This window comes from Variovorax sp. PBL-H6 (genome assembly GCF_901827155.1).
GTDB lineage: Bacteria > Pseudomonadota > Gammaproteobacteria > Burkholderiales > Burkholderiaceae_C > Variovorax.
The window spans coordinates 5027515-5047652 of record NZ_LR594659.1; the positions used below are offsets into that span (position 1 = coordinate 5027515).

A 20138-nucleotide genomic window follows, 5' to 3' on the forward strand; every position below is an offset into this window, starting at 1 on the left:
ACTTGTACCGTGTCTTCCACAGGAGTTTGAGTGACGCCGCGTCCTTGCTTGGTCTAGCGAGTGATCTCCATAGTCTCGATCATCCTCTCGCGAATATGGCCCTTCGCAGCAATGGTGCGGCAAGAAAACGGGCATCACTCCGCTCTGGTCAGCACCCTTCCAGAACGCTCTCCAAGTACGCTTCCATGTCGGACAGGTAACCTTCGACATCCCCAGCACTCACGTGGTTTCCTTTTTGAGCGCGCATGGATTCCAATGGCGTCCAAACGAAGGCATCACGCCCCAGTCTTGCATCTGGTCAAGCGCATGCCACGAGAAGTCGCGGCCGTTGATCTGCGTCGCCTTGTTGCGAATATTCTGATATGGCGCGTTTTTCAGCTGAACGCCCTAAGGAAGTCTGGACGGAAGCCTTTGCTTTGTGATGTCGTCAGTAATCTACCTTCGAAAACTGCACGAGAGCCGTCGACGCAATTCCTCATCCATTGCGGGCAAGCCCTCTCGCCACTTCGAGCGAGCAAGTGGCAATAAGTCGACTAGTTGAGCCAGCACCTTAGCGAGTTCTTGCGGCGCCCGAAGATCATCAAAGTGCTCCTGATTTGCGGAGCCATCCGCCAAATTTCCACGTAGGTCGTACTTTGCGTACTTTGATCAAATCCGTCAGTGGGCGAGTACAAGGACGCGCGACTCGTCGAGGTCTCCCAGGCTTTGCAGATCGTCGCTTTGCTTGACTGCGACCGGCCAAAGACAATCGGCCTCAAGTCACTTCCACACGGCAGGGAACGCAAACCAGACTCCATCGACACCCGGGTCAGCGTTGGAATCCAACCATTCGCGCACCAGAGCATCCGCTGCACTCGCGGGATCATCGCCGTATTTGAGCACCGGACTCCAACCAAACGCGGCGGTCTTGTCCCCGACAACTGGTGCCGCGCCTGCCTTGATCATCTCAGTGACGAAGCGGTGTACAAAATCCTCCAACTCGCCATTGACCAGCGCAAAATGCTCGCGGCCAGCCCTGACTATGCGCCACATGCCAACGGGATCGGATCGAGCCTCGTCAACTGTGGAACGGATCCACTCGATATCGGTGATTCCGGTGTTGGTAAGCAAATTGGTCATGGCCTCTGGTGGATCTTCGTTACGTCTGGGACACCGGGAACATTCACATCGACAGTTCGTCCGCTCCCGCGACTATCACGAATGCCAAATCCGCCCTGATTGTTCGGCAGATCGTACCAATCTCCAGGATAGTTGCCGTTCGAACCGAGCTTGGCGCCGAGGCCTTTTAGCCCATTGATGATTCCGTCGAGTTGGCCAGGCGTAACCGTCCTAACGCCGGGCCCAGCACCGCGAGCCCTCTCTCCAGCCGGTTGCCCGTCCGGCGCGAGGACATCGCCTGGTGCCGTTGGCCTATCTGCGCTATTTGCCCCGTCATTGAACATCCAATTCCCGAGCGCAGCCGCTCCTTGTGCAAGGCCGTCGCGGCATGCAGGCATTGCTTGGCAGACCAGAAGCCCGCCGATCACAGGCACCCCAACCACAGCAGCATTGGTCCTGATCATGTTGGGATCGGAGCCACTGCCGATGACGTAGTCCGCCGGGCCCGATCCGCTGCTGGCTCCTCCCACCCCTGCAGCCAGCGCCGCTGCCTGACTTGCGATCAATCCGGAAGGGTCAGTCCTGTTCGCCGAGTTGTTGCCCACGTAGGCATACAGATTGACATCGTCCTTGTAGCCAATGGGATCGGTCTGCAGGAACCTGCCCAGGCTCGGCGAGTAGAAGCGCGCCTTGTAGTAGTAAAGCCCGAGGTCGCCGATGAGCTGCTGACCCGTGTACCTGAACCTCGGCCCCGTCGTGGTGTTCGGCTCGCCGTAGGGCCCATAGCTGTAGATGCCCGTGGAGGCGCCTGTCGCATTGGCCGTGGCCACGATGCTGCCCAGGTGGTCCGCGTAGAACCAGTTCTTGGCGGTGGTGCCTGACCCTTCGTACCAGACGATCGGCTCGTCGGTGCCGGGGCCATGCACATAACGTCGTTGCAGCGTCGTGCCCGCCGCGTCGTACTCGGCAATCAGGTTCGCGGCGTCGTACAGCAGGTTCGTCGTGGTGGCTCCGATCGCCGTCTGCCTGAGTCTTCCCTCTGCGTCGTAGGCGAGGCTGGCTGCAGTGCCCGTCTTGCTCGCCGTCTTCAGCCGGTTGTCCAGGTCATAGCCGTAGCTCCAGATGCCATCGCCCGTGAGGTTGCCGTTGGCGTCGTAGCTCTGCGTTGCACCGCCCGCCGCGGTGTACTGGTTCAGCCCGTTGCTGGTGTAGCTCTTCGTGCCCGGCGTGCCCCCGCTCCACTGGTACAGGTTGTTGGTCCAGGCGACGCTCTTGAGCTCTCTGACTTGGTTGCGCGTGTAGCTGTATTGCACTTCCTGAGACGGCGAAGCGAGGAAGTTCTTCAGCGTGGCGAGTGCCCCCTGGTTGTCGTAGCTGCGCTGGATGGTGGTCCCATTGCCGAGCGTCACGGTGGTGCGCCGTCCCAGGTCGTCGTAGGCGTAGCTGGCGAGGCTGACGCTGCCGTTCTCCTGGATGACGCTCGGCCGGTTGGCCGCGTCGTAGCTGGTGGTCGTGTAGAACGCATCGGGCCACGTGGTGCGGATGCGGTTGCCCGCGGCGTCGTACTGGTGGCTGAGGGTCTTGCCACCGGCGGTGGTGCTCGCGAGCCGCCCGGCGTTGTCCCAGGCGTAGCTGATGAAGTGGCTGCCATTGGCGAACTGGGCCGAGGTGCGCAGCCCTCGCAGGTCGTAGCCGAACTGGACGTTGTCGGCGGTGTTCGGATAACTGCGCGTGCTCAGGCGGTTGAGGTTGTCCCATGCCTGGGTGATGGTCTGGCCGTTGCGCCTGCGCATCGAGGTGACGTTGCCGTTGGCGTCGTACGCGTTCTCCTCGTAGTCGTTCGCGTTGCCGTACAGGGGTGTGCTCGGCAGCGGGAAGTAGGTGCGCGCCAGCCGGTCGAAGCCGTCGTAGGTGTGGACGGTCAGGTTGTTCTTGGCGTCCTTGACCGAATCGACATTGCCGTTGGGCGTGTAGGTGTAGGTCGCATAAGCCTGGGCCAGTGCCGTGCCCACGGCCTTGTTGACCGCCTGCACGGTGTCGTCGAGGTTGTAGATGGTCTCGGTGACGCGGTTGCCCCCGTCGGCTGCGGGAAGGTACTGCGTCGTCCGGAAGGGTCGATCCACGTCGTCATAGGCGATGTCGGTGATGGGCGTCGGAGCCGCCTCGCCGGGGCAGGTGGTGGCCGCGGCAGTGAGCGCCGGACCCCAGGCCCGGGTGACCTTGCCGGTCTCGCTGTAGCGGCTGCAGCTCACGAGCCATTGAGTCCCCTGCTGCGCCGCGCTCTTGACCGCGCGGCCGTCCGCGTCATAGGCAACGCGGGTCTGCTTGCCCATCGCATCGGTGACCTGCGTGGGCCGGCGCTCGGTGTCGTAAGCCGTGGCGATCGTGTCCGCCACATCGGTGCGCGGCCCATCGACCCCGGTAGGGTTTCCGGTCAGGTCATACGTAAAGCTGGTCGTCAGATTCAGCTTGCCGGTGCCCGCATCAACCGTGCTGGTCTGCGGCACGTACTTGTTCGCAGCGTTGTAGGTGGTGGCGGTCAACACGCTGTTGCTGGCGCTGGTCTTGACGGTCTGCGAGCTCGGCAGGTAGAAGCTCGGGAAGCCGCTCGGCGTGAAGGCGGTGTAGGCGTAGGTGGTCTGAGGTGCCACTCCGGCCGCATCGGCCGGGGCGGTGATGGCCAGCGGCAGGCCTTGCGCGGTGTAGGTGTAGGTGGTGGTTTTGCCCCGCGCGTCAATGGCGGTAGCCACCTTGTTGAAGGCGTTTTCGTAGTAGAAGCGCTGCACCCGGCTGGCCAGGCCGCTGCCGGGCTTGGCAATGCTGGTGATGCTCTGGACGTTGTGCGTGCAGCGGAACGTCGGGTTGGTGCAGGTAGCGTCGTCGTAGGCGTACTCGGTGGCGTTGCCCTCGGGCAGCTGCCTGCGGATGAGGCGCGACTGGCCGTCGTAGGTATTGATGGTCCAGTTACCCACGGGGGTGCTGGACTGAATGACATTGCCCTGCCCGTCGAGATAGCTGGTGCGGGCGACTGCGCCCGGACCCACTTCCTCGGTTCGAGATCCGGCGAAGTAGTAGTCGTAGCTCTTGCCCCGCGCATTCACCTGGTTCTTCACGCGCCCGAGGCTGTCGTAGGTGTTGGTGAGCGCGGCGGTGGCCGGGAGGCTGGGGTTGTAGATGCTGCGGATCTGTCCCGGTAGGGTGTACGAGAAGGTCGTGCCTTGACCCAGTGTGTTGGTGAAGGTGGCGAGGTTCGAGTTGGCGTCGTAGCCGAAGCTCACGGAGCGCGTCCCGTCGCTGACCTGCGCGATGCGCCCGTTGGCGTTAGTAAAGGTCAACGTGCGGCCCAGGCTGTTCTGGACCTGCGCGAGGTCGTTGCCCGAGTAGGTGAACTTGGCCTGGACGCCGCTGGGCTCGGTGTAGGTTTCGGCCTTGCCGGCGGCGTTGAACTTCAGGGCGGCGCGGTTAAGGAACTCATACGCATAGGTGCCATCGGTGCTCTTCGTCAGCTTGCCGGATTTGCCGGGTGGCGGGTTGTACATGCCGGTTCCGTCGGGCAGCTTGACGAACACCTCGGCGTTGAGACCCTGGGTCACCACCACGGTGTTGTTGATCAGTTGGTCGCCGAACCAGCGTTGGCCGAGCGTGGCGGCCACGAGCTTGGCAAGCGGGCGTGCCGGGTCCATCAGCAGGTCGAAGGAGGCCTTGTGCTCGACGATGGTGCCCACGGCATCCAGGGCGGAGTCCTCGCCCATGGCTTGGAAGCCATCGGAGTTGACGGCGGCAGTGGCGTTGAAGTTGTGGGTCCAGCCCTTGCCCAGAGGGCCGTTCTGGTTGCGCATGCCGGAGCTGTACAGGCGCTGGAAGCCCAGGCTCTGCGGGAAGCTGCCGACGCCGACATTGAGGTCCTCGTGGTTGTAAAGGAAGTGGCCCTGGACCATGTCGATCGGGTCGCCGAGGAGTTGCGGGCCGGCTTGGGTCAGATCGCTTTGTTCTCTGGTTGCTTGGACCACGGTCGCGCTGGCCGCCCCTGCCGACTGCTCGTACGTCGCGTAGCCGCCCGACAGGCCATTGCTGATGACGGAGCCCAGGTAAAGGCCCGAGCCCACGGTGAAGTAGCCCGCGCCGCTCCAGCTGTTCTCGGCGATGTCGCAGCGCGCGGGCAGGATCAGGCGCAGCCCGGAGGCCAAATAGCTGCTGAAGTTGCCGAGATGCGCCCCGCAGTTCACCAGGTTGGGCTGCACGGCGCTCGCGTAGTTGGCCGACGTGGCGTTGTAGATGCGCTGGCCGGCCGCCGAGGCGAGGTCCATGAGCTTGACCGTTGATACGGCCGGAACCCCGGTGGTCTGCTGCACCGCCGTGGACTCGAGGATGCTCAGGTGCATGGCCCAGTTGGCGAACGCCGCGCTCTCCTTGTCGGTGTTGCCTGCGAGGTTGGCCACGGCCAGCACGTTGCTGGGCAGGTCGACGTAGGCGCTGCCGGTGTAGCCCACGATGCCCACCTGGTGCTGGTGCAGCAAGGTGGTGTCGGCGATGCGCTCGGTGATGGTGCCGGCGTGGGTGTTCTGGGCGATCCACTGGGCGCCGATGACGCCCAGGGTGCTGCCCAGCAGAGGTTCGGAAGCGTCGGCGGCACCGGAGGCCTTGAGGTCGCTCAACACGCGCCGGTAGTTCTCGGCCGGGCCACGGCCTGCGGGACCCCATCCGTTCGCAATGAGGAAGGTGTTGGTGCCGCCACCCAAGATCCTCTGGGTGAAGCTGTGGTTCGCCCAGGTGGAGACGTAGGCGTTGTGGGTGACGGTGAAGGTGACGGCGGTCGAGGCACCGGGAGTGACGGCCGTGCCGGGCGCACCGACGGCGACGCCATCGAGCTTGAGGATGGGTTGATTCGCCCCGTTGTAGGTGAGGGTCAGGCGCTTGCCGTAGATCGCATCGGAGGTGTAGGTCTGGTCGATGCCTTGGTACTGCACGCGCAGGGTGGGCTTCATGTAGCCCGGGAGCTCGGCCAGCTCCTCGCTGCCCCAGGCGGTGTTCTGGTAAGGCAGTGATGTCTGGCGCAAGGCGCCGTAGAAGGGGACGATGGTCTTGCCGCCGAGGACGTCGTCCAGGGTGGCGGTTTGTTTGGAGGTGCGCAGGGAGACCGCGAGGATGCCAGCGTACTTCTCGAGGTTGAAGCGGATGTTGTTGCGGTTGATGTTCTGGACGTAGTCGGCCGCGACGGTGGCGCCGCTCTGGGCGGAGGCCAGGTAGTTGGCGGCGTTGTAGCCGGCGTAGCTGGCGAGGTCGATGCCGCTCTTGAAGGTGTGGGGCTTGTAGCTCGGGTCGAAGACGTACCAGCTGCCGTTGATCTTGGTCTTGACCCAGACGTGCTCGATGGAGACATCCGTCAATGCGGCGACGGTGCCGGGGCAACTGCCCGCGGTGGTGGCGTTGATCTCGTAGACCGGGATCTGGGCCTGGCCCAGGAGCGAGAGGACACCGCAGGCATTGGCGGTGCTCACGCCCCACCACTCAGTCAACTGAGCGGCGCTGAGCTTGGCGATGCCGCGCACGTAGTTGGCCTCCATGCCGGAGGCGCGCAGCAGCTCGACCATCAAGGCCGCCTGGTCGTGGGCGGTGGCCTGGTTGTCGAGCACGGCGCCGAGGGCACCCTTCTGGATGCCGAAGGTGGGGTAGTACTCGACGTTGTTGCGCACGTACTGGTAGATGAGGTCGGGGTGATTGCGCAGGGACCGGGCGAGCTCGGCGATGGAGGCCGGACCGGAGGCAGCGGCGTCGCCGGAGATCTTTGCGGCGGAGGTGGATCTCGAAGTCTTGCTGGTCTTGGTCGCCGTGGATGCCGCAGTGACGCCTTGATTGACGTTGGCCGGAAGGACTCTCGACTTCAGGATGCGCTGGGCATCGGCGAAGGTGACCGGGGGCATGTTGGCGCGAAGGACGCCGGGGGCGGGGGCGAACTCGCCTGCGGCGTCGCCGGTGCTGGCGGTGCTGGTGCCGGTAGCGCCTGCACCTCGCGCGGAGACATTGGCCTCCTTGGCACCGTCCTTGACCGCCTCGCGCCGCACGGGGTCCTTGGCGGTGGGAAGGTCCACAGGTTGGTAGAGCAGCGCGGGCTGGCCGCTGGCAAAGCTCAACGAGCTGCCCACGCCCGATGTGCTGCTGGAGGAGGAACGCAGGCTGACACCAGACTTGGTACCCGGAACGCCGAGGGCGATGGCAGGCGGTGCAGCCTTGCGTGCGGCGCCTCCCTGGATCTGTGCAGCAGCAATGCCGCCTGCAAGCGATGTGGCAACGGCCACGGCAACGGCGCACGCGCGCGCGAGCTTGGACATGGGAACTCCCCGAGTTTTTTTGATGAAAAGGAAACGAGCAGCCCTGCCTTCCCAGGCCAGGCTGCAACAGCGCGCCGAGGCTACGGCGAGGTGGTCGCCACCGAGGTGCGATTGCCCGCGGGGTCGTAGCTGTAGGTGATGGTGGTGGTGGAAGTGCCGTCGCTGTAGACGGCACTGGCCAAGCGGCCCAGGGCGTCGTAGCTGTAGCTCACGGAACCGGCATGGGCCGCAATGCCCACCAGTGCGAGCACGCCCATGCAAACACGACGGGAGACAGGCTTGCGCCTCGTCCGAGCAACATTCGAATCGTTCATGATTTCCTCTCTGATTGCCGATCTGCGTCGCAGAAGAGATCGCGACAGCAGGGAACACATTGCGAGCGTCACGTTTGGGACGACTCGCATGCGCTTTCTTCCTTGGCCGCGAACCTTAATGAGATTCGAGGCCGATGAAGCGAGACAGCGAGAAAGAGCGAGAAATGAAAACCCTGATGAAGGATTGCTTCGGCGCGGCGTGAATTCGAAGCGCCGGTGCCCTCACCCCCACCCTCTCCCGCAAGCGGGAGAGGGAGCAAGTCAGTCGCTTCCGTCGTAGACGAAATGCCAGTCGCCATAGCTCCGCGGCGCGGCCCCGTTCACGATCACGCCATCGGGGCTGCGCAGCCGCAAGGGCGCTTTTGTCGACCGGCTGGCCACGCCCCAGATGCCGCCCTGCGGCGCGATCAACAGCGTGAACGGCTGCGATGTGATCGGATCGGGATCCAGCCTGCGCAGGTAGCGCCGCACCACCAGGTGGCGCGGGTCCTTCAACAGATCGACGAGCCGGCGCGGGTACTTGCGCTGCCCGTCGGGCGCGCTCATGTAGTAGCTCTTGATCGCTTCGCGGTACTGCGCGCCCACGTAGGCCAGTTCGGCCTCCTGCTCTCTCTGCACGCGCGTCGCATGCACGTCCAGCGCCTTGCCGATGCCCAGGGACACGAGAAACAACGCGAACAGCAATGACAGGTACCCGATACCGCGCTGATGGCGGGGGCCGGCCATCGCCCGGTTACCAGGACTTGAACGGCGTGCCGTCCGTGGCGTTTCCGGCGGCGCCGCTGTGGATGTCGTGAATCACCTTGCGCCCTCCTTCTTCATCGCGCAGTTGCAGGACCCACGAGTCGCGCCGCTCCGTCACCGGGTCGAGAGGGACGGCGCGCAGGTAGCGCAGCGCGACGAGGTCGGCCAGCCGCTCGGGATAGCTGCCGCGGTCGCCGTAGAACTGGTCGAGCGCGATACGCACCGCCTCCAGGTTCTCTCGCAGTGCGGCCTCCTTGGCGCGATCGGCCTGTCGCATGTAGCGCGGCGCCACGATCGTGAGCAGCGCCGAAAGGATGGCCATGACGACCAGCAGTTCGATCAGCGTGAATCCCTTGCCTCGCATCTCACCATTCCTTGTATGAACGGCCGTTCAGGCCTGTCTTGGTGCTGGGCGAGTAGACGTCGTAGACGTCGTCGCCTTCCCTCGGGTGCTCCGCGTCGCTGGCATACGCGCGCTTGCCCCACGTGGCCTCCGCCGCCAGCGCCGGGTCGGCATTCATGGGATCGCGCGGCACGCGACGCAGGAAGAAGATCCTGCGGCGGCCTGGGTCCTTGAGGTCCTCGGCGCCATCGACCAGCGCCGCCAGTGTCGGCGGATAGCCGGTGGTGGTCGGGGAACGATGAATGCGGCCCTCGTCGCCCGCGCGCTTGTACGCATCGATGGCGGTGCGGATCTCGCGCAACGCGATGCGCAGCTCCTGCTCCTTTCCGCGCCGCACGGCCATCTCGGTCAACGGAACGACCACGGACGCCAGGATGCCGACCAGCGTCACCGTCACCATCATCTCGATCAGGGTGAATCCGCGCGCGGCCTTCACGGACTCGGTTCCGCTGGCGAAAGAACCGCGGGCGCGCCGCCGTACTGGCCGCCGGGCGTGAGGCGCATCGGGCGGACCGAGGCGTTGTCGAAGGTGCCCGAGGGAAATTCGAGCACATGGGCCGCGGGCATCGGCATGGTGCGCACGATCCTGGGCGTGATGAGCAGCACGATCTCCGATCGGCCCTTCGTGTCGGTCTGGTTGGAGAACACGCGGCCGACGCCCGGCACCTCACCGAGGCCCGGAATGCCGGCGGAGCTTCGGCTCTGCTCGTCCTTGATCAGGCCCGCCAGCACCTGCGTCTCGCCGTCGCGCAGGCGCAGCACCGTGTTCGCGTTGCGCGTGCCGATCTGGTAGGCCAGCAGGCCGGTGGTCGACCGGATCTCCTTGACCACGCTGCTCACCTCGAGCTCGATGGCGATCGTGACCTCGCTGTTCACATGGATCTCGGGCGTGACTTCGAGCTTGAGCCCGACGTCCAGATAGTTGATCGATTCCGTGGAGGCACTCGAGTTCTGGTTGATGGTCGTGGTGATGACGGGCACCTTGTCGCCGATCAGCACCTTGGCCTTCTGCCGGTTGCTCACGCGGATGCGCGGGTTCGCCAACGTCTTGCTGTCCTCGCCGGTCTGCTTCAGGTTCAGCACGAGCAGCGGGTCGGGAAGAAAGAGCTGGAAGCTGTTGCGGCCGAGGCCACGGAGTTCGTCCACGGTCAGCTGGCCCGGCACGCCGGCGCTCCCCCGCACGCCGGCGGCCAGCCGGTTCGGATACTGGATGCCCGCGTTGAGCAGCCCGTTGGCGTTGATCTCGAGAATCTCCACCTCCAGCAGCACCTCGGGGTCGGCCACATCGTAGGCGGCCACGAGCCGCTCCGTGGCTGCGATGACGTCGAGGTTGTCGCGCACGATCATCATCTTGAGCCGGTCGTCCACGACCATCGACTTCGGCGCGATCAGCGTCTTGACCAGCTCCTGCATCTTGCGCGGGTCGGCATTCTTCAGGTGGAAGGTCCGGATCACCAGGTCCTCGTAGTGCCTTCTCTTCTCCTCGGTGTCCGCATAGATCAGCAGGGTCGATTCGTTGAGCACCTTGCGCGCGAGCTGGTTGGTCCGCAGCACCAGGTTGAGCGCATCCGCGACCGAGGTGTTCTTCGCGAAGATGGTGGTCCGGATGTCGTTCTTGAGGTCCTTGTCGAGGATGAAGTTGACGTTCGACGTGCGGGAGAGGATTTCCAGCACCGTCGGGAGGGCGACGTCGCGAAGCTCCAGCGTCACGGGTTTTCGCAGTGCGTCGGACAGCACGGGGTCGGCCGCCAGGCCCCGGTTCCTCTGCAGCTCGATACCCTGCTGGAGCCGCTGTGCTTCGGGCTGCCCCGGGTTGGCGGAGAGCACGGCCTGCAGCGCGTCGAGTGCGGCGTCGGTGTCGCCGTTCTTCAATGCGGCATTGGCTTTCGCGAGGTACTCGGCTTCACGCGATCCACGCGCCAGCGCATCGATGCCGGAGAGCGCGAGTTCGTTCTGCGGATCGATCCGGAGCATGGCGCGGTAGGTCTCTTCGGCCTCCGCCGGCTTGCCGCGGGACGCGAGCTGCCTGGCGCTCGCCAGCATTTCGCGCAGAGCGCCGTCGCGGACCTGCATGTACCGCAGCCGGTACTGCGCCGGGTCCTCCTTGGCGAGGCCTTCGAGCATGGCCAGCCCGGCATCGGTCTGCCCTTGCGCGAGCAGCCGGTCGGCTCGCCGAGCGTCCCAGTATGTGGCGCAGCCGGAAAGCAGCGCGATCGACAACAGGCATGCAGCGGCGCGCGGGCCGGTTGCCCACGGGGTCTTCCTGATCAGGTTCATGGCAAGGCGATGGTGCGAATTTCGTTCAAGGGCAGGTAGCGCAGCACGAGCTGGGTCGGGTCGGCCTTCTCGACCTTCCATTGCGCGTCGACGGCTTCGCCGACCGCGACCACGCGCGGGTCTGCACCGAGGCCGAGGAAGACATGGGTGTGGCCGTCCTGGTCGATGCGGCCGAGGTAGGTAAAGGGCGGATCGGGGGCCACCGGTTTCGGCGGCGGCTCGATTACTGGTGGCGGTGCGGGCGGTGCAGGCGGGGGCGGTGCGGGCGTTGGCGGCTGCGGCGGCTCCGGGGGCTCCGGCAAGGCGGCGGTGCGAAGCCAGGGCTCCGCTGCGCGTGCGCGGGCTCCAGCGACCGGCTGCGGGCGCGCCATGCCCTCGGCGGACGAGGGCCAGGGCGCCAGCGCCTCGGGCTTGAGCAATGCCAGCGCCGTCAGCATGGCCGTGAACAGCAATCCCGCCTGGAGTCCCTTGCCCAGCGAGCCGTGTTTCATCGGGCGTCTCCCGAGGGCGAAGCGTTGCGGTAGTACAGGCTGGCGTCGAGCCGGATGTTGAGCCGGTCCGGCCGATCGGGCGATCTCTCCGTGGAGATCCGTTCGACCGCGAGATTCGGCATGGCGACGAGCACGTCGTGCAGGAACTTCCGAAAAGGAACGGCACCGGCTTGCATCGTCAGCCGCACCGACAGGCGGCTTCCGGGCAAGTGCTCGAACCGATGGCTGTCGTATTCGACGCGCGACAGCTCGATGCCGGACTGCCCGACCATTGAATGCAAGGTCTGCAGCTGCTGGGGCCACAGGTCGGCCTGCGGCAGGAAGGCAAGGAATGCCCGCGCGAGGTCGGCCCCCTCTCGCGGCGCGGACGCTGCCGCGGCATCAGGCACCCGTTGCGGTGCCGGCACGGACGCGGACGCGACTTGCAGTGCACGAATCTCCTGCCGCAGCGGCCGGTTGACGGCCGCTGCGAGCCCAATCCAGAAGCACACGGCCGCCAGCGCCAGCAGCATCGGCCTGCGCAGCGACGCCCATGCGAGGCGGGTGGACCAGACCGCGCGCGTGATGGCAGCGCGTGAACGAGGCAGCAGCGCCTTCACGGTTGCCGCCACTCCACGGCAAGCTGGAACAGCACGGGCTTGCCACCGGGCGCGACACCTTCCGCCTGCCGCGCTTCGGACAGCGGCTCGACGGAGCGCCACGATGCGTCGGACTGAAGGCGCTGCATCCACGCAACGAAGGCCTGGCTGTTGTCGGCCTCGCCGGTAATGCGCAGCCGGAGTGCATCCGATTCGGGCTGGACCCGCGTCACCCGCACGTCGTCGGTGACCGTCGATTGCAGGGCATCGAGCATGGACTCCCAGGGGCGATGCAGGCTTGCGATCAGTCGATCCGCCTCGTCCGACGCCTCGGGCCGGAGGGCCTCGCCCGTGCTCGATCGCTCGCGGGTCGGCGGGGGTTGCAGCGCCTCGGCTTGCGCCACCACCGCCGTGCGCTTCGCCAGCAAGGCATGGCGTTGCCACAGGCCGTGCACGCCGCCGAGCATGCCCAGCACGAGCAACAGCGCCGCTACTGGCGACCACCGTGAATGAGGCGCGAACTCGAGATCCCCTGGCATCAGAACAACCCGCACAGCGCGAACGCGTAGGCGGCATCTGCGTTGGCGTCGAACCCCTGGCCGTGGTTCAACATCAGCACGTGCGCTGGGGATGCGGCACCGCCCGCCGGAGCCCGTGAGGAGAAGCGCCGGTGCATCCCGGGCTCGCATGGCGCGTCGAGCGTGGGAGCGTCGCGCTGTTGGTCGAAGGGGCGCAGCGCGATGTCGACCGGGTGCCCGCGCTCGTGCCGCACCGCGATCTGCCGATCGCCGTCGACCAGGTGCACAACGCCATGCTCCCGGGTCAGCACACTGCCGAAGCGGCTCCACACCGTCGCCAGCGCCGGGGCAATGCTGCCCAGCCGGAGCCGCGCCTCGCGGGCATGCATGGCGATCTCCGCCACCAGCGCATCGCAAACGAAGGCCGCGAGCTGGGGCTGGCCGAATCGGGCCTTCGCGAAACGCGCTGCATGGGTCGACGCGTTTTCCCGGAAGCGCTGCTCGAACAGCGCGGAGGCCACACGGTTTCGCAGCGACTCGTCGGCGAGCTCGGGCGACCAGGGGAGCAGCAGGTAGCGCACGTCCGACGGTCCGAGCACCCATTCGATGGACGCAGCATCACCCGACCCCATCCATTCGCGCAGCGCCAGCAGTGCGGGCGCGCGCGCTCCGGGCGCGAACGGGAAAAGCGCCTTGCGTGCCACTGCGAAGCTGCGGCCGTGCGCCCGCACTTCACATGCGGCCAGAACGCGAGTGCCCAGATGCACGCGGACCCGCAGCCTATTCCACAAAAGTGACACGATTGATTTCCTGCAGCGTGGTCTGTCCACGCCGGACTGCATCGAGCGCCGCGCGGCGCATCGACACCATGCCGCGGCTGCGCGCCGAGGCCTTCAGTTGAGCGATCGGCGCCTGCTGGACGACGAGTTCGCGCAAGTCGTCATCGAGCACCAGCACCTCGGTCAATGCGCGACGGCCGCGGTAGCCGGTGCCGCGGCAATGCGCACAGCCCTGGCCCTGCCGCTGCCGCCCTCCTTCGGCAAGTTCGGAGCGCTGGATGCCGGAGACGCGCAGCAAGTCGTCGCCGGGCTCGACATCTTCGGTGCATCGGGGGCAGTTCATGCGCACCAGCCGCTGCGCCACCACCCCGTTGAGCGCGGTGACGAAGCTGTAGGCATCGACGCCCATGTGCCTGAAGCGGCTGATGACGTCGAACACGTTGTTGGCATGGACCGTCGTGAAGACGAGATGGCCCGTCAGTGCCGCCTGCACCGCGATCTCTGCGGTCTCGCGATCACGGATCTCGCCGACCAGGATTCGGTCGGGGTCGTGGCGAAGGATCGAGCGCAGTCCCCTGGCGAAGGTGAGGCCCTTGCGCTCGTTGACGGGGATCTGCAGGACTCCCGGAAGCTGGTATTCCACGGGGTCTTCGATCGTGATGATCTTGTCCTCGCCGCGATTGATCTCGCTCAGCGTTGCATAGAGTGTCGTCGTCTTGCCGGAGCCGGTCGGGCCGGTGACGAGCAGCATCCCGTAGGGCTGGCTCGCCAGCTGGCGGATCGTCTGCTGCGTGGCCGCCTCGATGCCGAGCAGGTCGAGACTGAGCTGCGCCAGCTCGGCCGTCAGCGACTGCCTGTCGAGGATGCGGAGCACCGCGTCCTCGCCGAAGAGCCCCGGCATGACAGACACGCGAAAGTCGATCTCGCGCCCGCCGATATGGACCGCGAAGCGCCCGTCCTGCGGGACGCGCTTCTCGCCGATGTCCAGCTCCGCCATCACCTTCAGGCGCGAGATCGCCTGTTCCGTCAGCGCGAGGTCGGGCAGCTGCCGCGCGAGCGACAGCACGCCATCGATGCGGTACTTGATGACCAGGCCCTGCGGCGTGTTCTCGAAATGGATGTCGCTGGCGGCGCTCTTGTGCGCGTCGTAGAGCGTGGAGTTGACCAGGCGGACCACCTGGCTTTCGTCCCGGGCGATGGAGCGTGGGGAGATCTCTTCGCTGCCGGCCTGCAGCGCCGCCGCGCCGGCCTGCTCCAGCCGAACCAGGTGGTGGAGCGCCTGCTGGTGCGCTTCGAGCCGCGACAGCAGCGCCTTCAGGTCGGCCGGATGGGTGCGCACGATCACGAAGGCGCCGGGAATCCGGTGGCTGGCCCAGGTGCAGAGAAATCCGTCCAGCGGCTCGCCGGCCACGAAGTAGCGGGTGCCGTCATCGTCCGCGAGCAGCACGCATTCGCGCTCCAGGCATTCGCCGAAGCTCAGCGATGCGAAATCGGGGGCGAGCGGCGCGAGTTCCGCGAAGCTCATCATCCGTGGCGCCGCAACATCCACTCTGGGCCGCGCGTCCTCGCTCACTGCAGCGCTCCCGCCAGTTCGAAGATCGGCAAGTACAGCAGGATCACGATGCCGCCGATCGCCAGGCCGATGACCAGCATCAGCATGGGCTCGAAGAGGCGCGTGAAGCGGTCGATCCAGTGGTTCATCTCGGTGTCGTGGAAGGCGGCGGCCTTCTCCAGCATCTCGGCGGTCTGCCCGTTGCGCTCACCGGCGCGCAACAGGCGCAAGGCCACCGGCGTGGTCAGCGCGCATGCCTGGAGGCTGTCGCTGAGGCTGCGGCCTTGCGACACTTCGAGTGCGGCCGAGCCCGCGGCGGCCTGCAAAGTCAGGGGCAGCAGCCCCTGCGCCATGCGCAAGGCCTTGGTCAGGGGAATGCCGCCGCCGAGCAACAGGCCCAGCGAACGATAGAAACGCGAGAGCTGCATCAGGCGGACCTTGGCGCCGATCCAGCGGTTGCCCTGCAGCGCGGCCCCGAGCCGGGTGCGCACGGCGGGGCGGCTCGCCAGCGTGGCGATCGCGGCAAGACCCGCAACCGCCGCGACGAGCAGGCCCAGTCCGTTCGCGCTCGCGAACGCGCCCCAATGCATGAGCCAGCGCGACGCCAGCGGCAGCTTGTCTTCCATGCCTTCGTACACGCGGCTGAAGCGCGGCACCAGGAAGCACAGCAGGAACGTTGCAACCCCGATGCCCACGATGCAAAGCATGGCCGGGTACAGCGAGGCGCTGACGATCTTCTGGCGAACCGCGCCCAGCTGCGCGTGATAGCGCAGATAGCGCTCCAGGGCCGGCACCATCTCGCCGGTGTGCTCGCTGGCTGCGATCGAGGCGATGAAGAGCTCCGGGAAGTGCGCGGGGAAGCGCCGCAGTGCGGCGGAGAAGGCCTGCCCTTCCTGCATGCTGCGCACCAGGTCGCCGAGCACGCCGCCACCCTGGCCGTCCTGCGGCTGCCGCTCAGCCAGGGTTTCCAGCGTTTCGATCAGCGACAGGCCCGCGCCGAGCAGCGCCACCAGCTCATGGGCGAAGAGCGAGAAATCGAAGCCGCTGCGCGACAGCGATCGAGGCTGCCGCCCGACGAAGCCGCCGCCCGCCACGCCGGTCACGTGCTGCAGCCCGGCCTGGCGCGCGATTCGTTCGGCCTCGGCGGAGGTGCTCGCGCTCACGCGATGCAGCTGCAGCTCACCCTCGGCGCTCAGGCCGCGGACTTTGAAAATCGTCATTGGGCGGGTGCGGTCAGTGCGCGATGTCGGCGTTGTCGCCGCTGCCGCCGGGCGACTTGTCGGGACCGAACGAATAAAGATCGAAATCGTCGGCCTGCCGGGTGCTGGGGAACTTGTACTGGTACGGCATGCCCCAGGGGTCCATCGGCACCTCCTTGCGCAGGTAGGGTCCTTGCCAGCGTGCGTCGCGGGGGGCTGCGCGCATCAGTGCGGCGAGACCTTCCTGGCTGGAGGGATAGCGGCCCACGTCGAGCCGGTATTGGTCGAGCGCCTTGCCCAAGACATCGATCTGGGCCTTGGCGGTTGTGATCTCGGATTTACTGACGTTGCCGAAGAGGCGCGGGCCGACGATGCCGGCGAGGAGGCCGACGATGACGAGGACGACGAGGAGTTCGAGCAGGGTGAAGCCGGTGCTTAGTGTTCTTGATTTAGTTGAAACTCTCATTTGCTCCCTTTCATAAAGCCGGTTATCGGTTGTGCTGCCTGATTCCCCGCAATGAGCTCAATTCCGGAGAACTACTTGGCTCGGATAGAAAATACTATCTTTTTCACCAAATCCAAATCCTCAGGCGTCAACCTTCCCGAGCGAATATGAAAATATCCAGCCCTTCCCTCCGAGTTAACCGGAAGTGCAATTAGTGCCTCATAGAAATCACCGTCGACACTTTGACGTTCGCGCATTTCTATTGTTAACTTTTCAACAATTTTTTTAGCTATTTTTTCCTTATCGCTATAAAAATCGAGAACATCCGGTGCGCCACCCAGATACATCGTAATCAAAGTTCGACTTGGGTCGCCTTTGCGCTTTACGCCATATAGATAAAAATCGAGGCCATCGAATTTTTCTACTTCCAGCACGCAACCGTCATAGAAAAAAAGATAATCTTCGCCGTCAATGAATTTCGAACAGCTCGCACCTGCGTTGGCGTGACCCAGAAAGCTTGCCATCAAAGCAAGGACGGAGGTCATTTTCATTAAAGCCTTGGAAATATTCATTTGACAGCCTTTCGCGCCTTGCTTTTGAACCGAGAGCTCGAACGGTCGAAGCCAAGGCTCCGACATCTGCATGGGTTTGGAGCCACTTCGGTTTGCAACTCGCTCTTACTCAACAATAACGTTTTTCGGCCATTGTTCGAATTAGCGCTTTCAGGCGAATCGTTCCTCCCCTGTACATCACGACCCTACCGGCTGCGAGTGACACGAGTTACTTTTCCGCTTTCTTTATCAATAAAAATTGAAGCCACTCCACCGACAGCATTTTCTTTTTTCAATCCAATAACAAGCCATTGCGAGCTCACTTTAGCAGACGCCCTGAATAACCACTGCGCCTTCGGTAGCAGCAACAGTGTGAGAAAGACCCAATTTTTTGAGAAAATCGACAGTGGCCGAGCCAACTGCAATGTATGTGCGAAGATGCGATAGGTCATCATTGTCGAGAAAATAGCGCTGAACACGCTGAGCTCTCGTTAAGGCATTTTTTTCATTTAGCGTTCCTCTCGGCATTTCTGAAATTCCTTGAATATACAATCTAGCAGGCCGGGCAGCCGAGCATTGCTCATCAGAGAATCGAAGCATCTCCGTCAATTTTGCCTTGACCTCATCGGATAGTGGATTTGTCGAGACGCTGACCACGATAGTTTTTTGACTTTTTATCGAATCAGCCCTTACCAACGGTGTTAGTACAGCAATAAACGCGATGGTTGATAAAACCTGAACAAACACTCTCATCTTCGTCCTCCTTGCAGAGTGATGAAACGTTCTTGGACCGTTGGAGCAAATCTATCTGAAAATGCGGAGCCAAAACGAAGAGCCGGCGCTTCCCATGGTCGAGTTTCGTACGACATTGCCGCTTGCTCAGCAGTTGCTGCTGACACCAATGCTCTGTTCTCTGGAAGGCTATGCAAATATTCATGAGCAACGACATTGATTTGATCTATTCTATTGCTGGCAAAAAAATCCGGATGAATATTTGCCGTGTTGTTATCAGCGTGGTAGGTAGCAGAAATTCCACTTCCAAGCGCCTGCGTATTGACCAGCGGGACAACAAAATCCATTTGATTGAATGTCCTAGTAGAACAGGGGGCGCAGACATCTTGCATCTCATCAATGCGCGGCCCCACAAAGGACACTATTGCAGCAATATTTCGCATGTCTGTCGCGCGTGCTCCTGCCAGGGCTCCCCTTAATACTCCGGCCAATCCGGTCGGATCACTCCTATCGGCTGGGTTGTTTGAGACATAGGCATACAGGTTGACGTCATCCTTGTACCCGATCGGATCGGTCTGCAGGAACTTGCCAAGGTTCGGCGAGTAGAGCCGTGCCTTGTAGTAGTACAGCCCGAGTTCACCGATGAGCTGCTGGCCCGTGTATCGGAACCTCGGCCCTGTCGTCGTATTCGGCTCGCCATAGGGCCCATAGCTGTAGATGCCCGTGGAGGCGCCTGTCGCATTGGCCGTGGCCACGATGCTGCCCAGGTGGTCCGCATAAAACCAGTTCTTGGCGGTGGTGCCTGATCCTTCGTACCACACGATCGGCTCGTCGGTGCCCGGTCCATGCACATAGCGCCGTTGCAGCGTGGTCCCCGCCGCGTCGTACTCGGCAATCAGGTTCGCGGCGTCGTACAGCAGGTTCGTCGTGGTGGCTCCGATCACCGTCTGCCTGAGTCTTCCCTCGGCGTCATAGGCGAAGCTCGCTGCCGTGCCGACCTTGCTCGCCGTCTTCAGCCGGTTGTCCAGGTCATAGCCGTAGCTCCAGGTGCCATCCCCCGTGAGGTTGCCGTTGGCGTCATAGCCGTGCGCTGCACCGCCCGCCGCGGTGTACTGGTTCAGCCCGTTGCTGGTGTAGCTCTTGGTGCCCGGGCTCGCCCCGTTCCACTGGTACAGGTTGTTGGTCCAGGCGACGCTCTCGAGTTCGCGGATCTGGTTGCGCGTGTACGTGTACTGCACTTCCTGCGAAGGTGAGGCCAGGAAGTTCTTCAGTGTGGCCAGCGCCCCCTGCCTGTCATAGGCACGCTGCACGGTTGTGCCGTTGCCCAGCGTCACGGTGGTGCGCCGGCTCAGGTCGTCATAGGCGTAGCTGGCCAGGTTGACGCTGCCGTTCTCCGCGATGGCGCTCGGCCGGTTCGCGGCGTCGTAGCTGGTGGTCGTGTAGAACGCATCCGGCCAGGTGGTGCGGATGCGGTTGCCAGCAGCGTCGTATTGGTGGCTCAGGGTCTTGCCGCCGGCCGTGGTGCTCGCGAGCCGCCCGGCGTTGTCCCAGGCGTAGCTGATGGCGTGCGTGCCGTTGGCGAACTGGGCCGAGGTCCTGAGCCCCCGCAGGTCGTAGCCGAACTGGACGTTGTCGGCGGTGTTGGGATAGCTGCGCGTGCTCAGGCGGTTGAGGTTGTCCCATGCCTGGGTGATGGTCTGGCCGTTGCGCCTGCGCATCGAGGTGACGTTGCCGTTGGCGTCGTACGCGTTCTCCTCGTAGTCGTTCGCGTTGCCGTACAGGGGTGTGCTCGGCAGCGGGAAGTAGGTGCGCGCCAGCCGGTCGAAGCCGTCGTAGGTATGGACGGTGAGATTGTTCTTCGCGTCCTTGACGGAGTCGACATTGCCGTTGGGCGTGTAGGTGTAGCTGGCGTAGGCCTGGGCGAGGCTGGTGCCCACGGCCTTGTTGACGGCCTGCACGCTGTCGTCGAGGTTGTAGACGGTCTCGGTGACGCGGTTTCCGCCATCGCTGGCAGCCAGTTGCTGGGTCGTCTGGAAGGGCCGGTCCAGGTCGTCGTAGGCCGTGTCGGTGATAGGGAGCGGAGCGACGTCATTCGGGCAGTAGGCGAATGAGGACATCTGCGCCGGGC

18 protein-coding genes are annotated in these 20138 nt (G+C 64.3%); all 18 read right to left on the reverse strand.

All coding sequences use genetic code 11. The annotated features are described in order from the left end of the window. Positions 1-759: 759 nt before the first annotated feature. The 18 genes from G3W89_RS23835 to G3W89_RS23920 all read right to left on the reverse strand — a co-directional run bounded on the left by G3W89_RS23835 (position 760) and on the right by G3W89_RS23920 (position 20127). Positions 760-1119, reverse strand: coding sequence for a hypothetical protein (locus tag G3W89_RS23835; protein WP_162576482.1), 360 nt, complete (start codon positions 1117-1119; stop codon positions 760-762). Continuing rightward, positions 1116-7427 (reverse strand): RHS repeat-associated core domain-containing protein, encoded by a 6312-nt coding sequence (locus tag G3W89_RS23840; protein ID WP_162576483.1) that lies wholly within the window; start codon positions 7425-7427, stop codon positions 1116-1118. Before G3W89_RS23840 ends, G3W89_RS23835 begins: the two co-directional genes overlap by 4 nt. An 80-nt stretch (positions 7428-7507) precedes the next feature. Further along, positions 7508-7741 (reverse strand): hypothetical protein, encoded by a 234-nt coding sequence (locus G3W89_RS23845; RefSeq protein ID WP_197893576.1) that lies wholly within the window; start codon positions 7739-7741, stop codon positions 7508-7510. A gap of 261 nt (positions 7742-8002) precedes the next feature. Continuing rightward, positions 8003-8467, reverse strand: a complete 465-nt coding sequence (locus tag G3W89_RS23850; protein ID WP_162576484.1) for a hypothetical protein — start codon at positions 8465-8467, stop codon at positions 8003-8005. Between the two features lie 7 nt (positions 8468-8474). Further along, complete coding sequence (locus G3W89_RS23855) at positions 8475-8849, reverse strand: type II secretion system protein (RefSeq protein ID WP_162576485.1); 375 nt, start codon at positions 8847-8849, stop codon at positions 8475-8477. Position 8850: 1 nt separating this feature from the next. Continuing rightward, complete coding sequence (locus tag G3W89_RS23860; RefSeq protein WP_269474985.1) at positions 8851-9324, reverse strand: type II secretion system protein; 474 nt, start codon at positions 9322-9324, stop codon at positions 8851-8853. Then, positions 9321-11165 (reverse strand): tetratricopeptide repeat protein, encoded by a 1845-nt coding sequence (locus tag G3W89_RS23865; protein ID WP_162576486.1) that lies wholly within the window; start codon positions 11163-11165, stop codon positions 9321-9323. The genes G3W89_RS23860 and G3W89_RS23865 overlap by 4 nt, the downstream gene beginning before the upstream one ends. Beyond that, positions 11162-11656, reverse strand: a complete 495-nt coding sequence (locus G3W89_RS33105) for a hypothetical protein (protein WP_197893577.1) — start codon at positions 11654-11656, stop codon at positions 11162-11164. The genes G3W89_RS23865 and G3W89_RS33105 overlap by 4 nt, the downstream gene beginning before the upstream one ends. Then, positions 11653-12255, reverse strand: coding sequence for a hypothetical protein (locus G3W89_RS23875; RefSeq protein WP_162576487.1), 603 nt, complete (start codon positions 12253-12255; stop codon positions 11653-11655). Before G3W89_RS23875 ends, G3W89_RS33105 begins: the two co-directional genes overlap by 4 nt. Then, positions 12252-12773: a PilN domain-containing protein gene (locus tag G3W89_RS23880; protein WP_162576488.1), complete on the reverse strand. Its 522-nt coding sequence runs from the start codon at positions 12771-12773 to the stop codon at positions 12252-12254. The genes G3W89_RS23875 and G3W89_RS23880 overlap by 4 nt, the downstream gene beginning before the upstream one ends. Continuing rightward, entirely contained in the window at positions 12773-13552 is a 780-nt protein-coding gene (locus G3W89_RS23885) for a hypothetical protein (RefSeq protein WP_162576489.1), read from the reverse strand. The genes G3W89_RS23880 and G3W89_RS23885 overlap by 1 nt, the downstream gene beginning before the upstream one ends. Continuing rightward, on the reverse strand, positions 13533-15059 hold the full coding sequence (locus G3W89_RS23890) for a GspE/PulE family protein (RefSeq protein ID WP_162576490.1): 1527 nt from the start codon (positions 15057-15059) through the stop codon (positions 13533-13535). The genes G3W89_RS23885 and G3W89_RS23890 overlap by 20 nt, the downstream gene beginning before the upstream one ends. 41 nt (positions 15060-15100) lie before the next feature. After that, on the reverse strand, positions 15101-16303 hold the full coding sequence (locus G3W89_RS23895) for a type II secretion system F family protein (RefSeq protein WP_162576491.1): 1203 nt from the start codon (positions 16301-16303) through the stop codon (positions 15101-15103). 13 nt (positions 16304-16316) lie between these two features. Further along, positions 16317-16748 (reverse strand): type II secretion system major pseudopilin GspG, encoded by a 432-nt coding sequence (gene gspG / locus G3W89_RS23900; protein ID WP_162576492.1) that lies wholly within the window; start codon positions 16746-16748, stop codon positions 16317-16319. Positions 16749-16819: 71 nt separating this feature from the next. Continuing rightward, positions 16820-17299, reverse strand: a complete 480-nt coding sequence (locus G3W89_RS23905; protein WP_162576493.1) for a hypothetical protein — start codon at positions 17297-17299, stop codon at positions 16820-16822. A gap of 185 nt (positions 17300-17484) precedes the next feature. Next, the gene (locus G3W89_RS33730; RefSeq protein ID WP_162576494.1) at positions 17485-17601 is read right to left on the reverse strand and encodes an NTF2 fold immunity protein; all 117 of its coding nucleotides are present in this window, start codon (positions 17599-17601) and stop codon (positions 17485-17487) included. 1 nt (position 17602) lies between these two features. After that, positions 17603-18031 carry a hypothetical protein gene (locus G3W89_RS23915; RefSeq protein ID WP_162576495.1) on the reverse strand — a complete coding sequence of 143 codons (429 nt, stop codon included), beginning with the start codon at positions 18029-18031 and terminating at the stop codon, positions 17603-17605. Continuing rightward, entirely contained in the window at positions 18028-20127 is a 2100-nt protein-coding gene (locus G3W89_RS23920; protein ID WP_162576496.1) for an RHS repeat-associated core domain-containing protein, read from the reverse strand. Before G3W89_RS23920 ends, G3W89_RS23915 begins: the two co-directional genes overlap by 4 nt. Positions 20128-20138 lie beyond the last annotated feature (11 nt).